3 protein-coding genes are annotated in these 2,213 nt (G+C 45.3%); all 3 read right to left on the bottom strand.

The window, feature by feature from the left end; all coding sequences use genetic code 11:
* Positions 1-469 (bottom strand): CatB-related O-acetyltransferase (locus tag GV764_RS19235; protein WP_139589027.1); only part of this gene is annotated, 469 nt, incomplete at its 3' end.
* Between the two features lie 137 nt (positions 470-606).
* A complete protein-coding gene (locus GV764_RS19230) occupies positions 607-1,437 on the bottom strand; it encodes an oxacillin-hydrolyzing class D beta-lactamase OXA-1 (protein WP_001334766.1) in 831 nt (276 codons plus the stop codon).
* 130 nt (positions 1,438-1,567) lie between these two features.
* Positions 1,568-2,122: a fluoroquinolone-acetylating aminoglycoside 6'-N-acetyltransferase AAC(6')-Ib-cr5 gene (locus GV764_RS19225; RefSeq protein ID WP_063840321.1), complete on the bottom strand. Its 555-nt coding sequence runs from the start codon at positions 2,120-2,122 to the stop codon at positions 1,568-1,570.
* Between the last annotated feature and the right edge of the window lie 91 nt (positions 2,123-2,213).

Raw genomic sequence — 2,213 nt, 5'->3', positions numbered from 1 at the left:
CCTCATCGCTAACTTTGCAACAGTGCCCCACATCTTTTGTCACCAACGAGCGGCTGCCTATCACCGCACCGTGCCCGATCTTGATTCCGGGCATGACCATTGCCTCAGAGCCGATCCAAACGTCATTGCCAATGACAGTATTACCTGCTTTTTGGAAGGCATCGAGTGCGCTTGAGAATGCAGGTTCTTCCTGCATATAAAAGAACGGGAAAGATGATGCCCAGTCGTACCGATGCCCCTGATTGCCAGCCATGATAAAGGAAGCCCCACTCCCGATAGAGCAGAAACTACCGATGATCAACTTATCAACGTCATCACGGTCCGGAAACAGATACCGTGCGCAGTCATCGAATGAGTGCCCATGATAGTAGCCAGAGTAATAGCTGTACCGCCCAACTTTGATATTGGGGTTCTTCACTTGCTCAGAAAGCAGCTTGCCTTTGAAGGGGCTATCAAAGTAGTTGGTCATAAGAGATCCCGCGGTCTGTGACTTTGCCGTCTAACGTTTGAAATAAGGGGCGCCGAGCGCCAGCGAGGGGAGCCAAAAGCTTGCTTTTGGCCGTCCCGACTTGATTGAAGGGTTGGGCGATTTTGCCATTAGATTTTTTATAAATTTAGTGTGTTTAGAATGGTGATCGCATTTTTCTTGGCTTTTATGCTTGATGTTAAATTCGACCCCAAGTTTCCTGTAAGTGCGGACACAAAAACATATTTATGTCCTGATTTGCTTATAATAAACCCTTCAAACCATCCGTTTTGTAAGGTTCTATTTGCTGTGAATCCTGCACCAGTTTTCCCATACAGTTTTGTACTATTATCCAGATCTTGTAGATACATGTTCTCTATGGTGTTTTCTATGGCTGAGTTTTTAACTGGGAGATTGTGATTAATAATTTTACGCAGGAATTGAATTTGTTCTTCTGGTGAAATTTTTAAGCTACTTTCGAGCCATGCTTCTGTTAATCCGTTGTTTCTTTCTTTATCTCCAGAGAAGTCTTGATTTCCATAATCAAAATCTTTGAGATAATTCTTGATTTTATTTAATCCAATTTTTTGGGTTATTTCTTGCGAAACCCAAACAACAGAAAATTGCATCCACGTCTTTGGTGTATGATTGCTGTTCCAGATCTCCATTCCTTTGGGGGTTTTATCCCATTTGAATATGGTTTTCTGATCTATTATTTCCGCATCAAATGCCATAAGTGATAATGCGATCTTGAAAGTTGAATCTGGTGCCATTTGCGTTGCACACTTTGCTTTATTGAATTGAGCAATTTCAGCGTTTGTGGATGCATCGTAAAGTAAAAAACAACCTTCAGTTCCTTCAAATAATGGAGATGCAACAGTAGAGATATCTGTTGATGCACTGGCGCTGCTGTAGATAATATTTGCAATTATTAAAAAAATAGCGAAGTTGATATGTATTGTGTTTTTCATAATAAGTATTGGTTTGGTAAAGGGCTTAATTTTAACGGCTAACAATTAATGAGGCTCCGGGTTCGCCCAACGTTTGACATGAGGGGCGGCCAAGGGCGCCAGCCCTTGGACGTCCCCCTCGATGGAAGGGTTAGGCATCACTGCGTGTTCGCTCGAATGCCTGGCGTGTTTGAACCATGTACACGGCTGGACCATATGGGGTGGTTACGGTACCTTGCCTCTCAAACCCCGCTTTCTCGTAGCATCGGATCGCTCGCAAGTTGCTCGGCGACGGGTCCGTTTGGATCTTGGTGACCTCGGGATCATTGAACAGCAACTCAACCAGAGCTCGAACCAGCTTGGTTCCCAAGCCTTTGCCCAGTTGTGATGCATTCGCCAGTAACTGGTCTATTCCGCGTACTCCTGGATCGGTTTCTTCTTCCCACCGTCCGTCCCCGCTTCCAAGAGCAACGTACGACTGGGCATACCCAATCGGCTCTCCATTCAGCATTGCAATGTATGGAGTGACGGACTCTTGCGCTAAAACGCTTGGCAAGTACTGTTCCTGTACGTCAGCAAGTGTCGGGCGTGCTTCTTCTCCGCCCCACCACTCGACGATATGAGATCGATTTAGCCACTCATAGAGCATCGCAAGGTCATGCTCAGTCATGAGGCGCAGTGTGACGGAATCGTTGCTGTTGGTCACGATGCTGTACTTTGTGATGCCTAACTTTGTTTTTGCGTTGCTCATGATGTCTAACTCCCAATTTGTGTAGGGCTTATTATGCACGCTTAAA

It is taken from the genome of Atlantibacter hermannii, from assembly GCF_009907385.1.
GTDB classification, from domain to species: domain Bacteria; phylum Pseudomonadota; class Gammaproteobacteria; order Enterobacterales; family Enterobacteriaceae; genus Atlantibacter; species Atlantibacter hermannii_A.
The sequence above is the reverse complement of the archived record's forward strand: the minus strand, read 5'-3'. Positions and strand labels throughout refer to the sequence as shown.

What these genes read in the sequence shown, in the direction of transcription:
- GV764_RS19230 (WP_001334766.1), bottom strand. Translation starts at nt 1,437, where the DNA reads ATGAAAAACACAATACATATCAACTTCGCTATTTTTTTAATAATTGCA.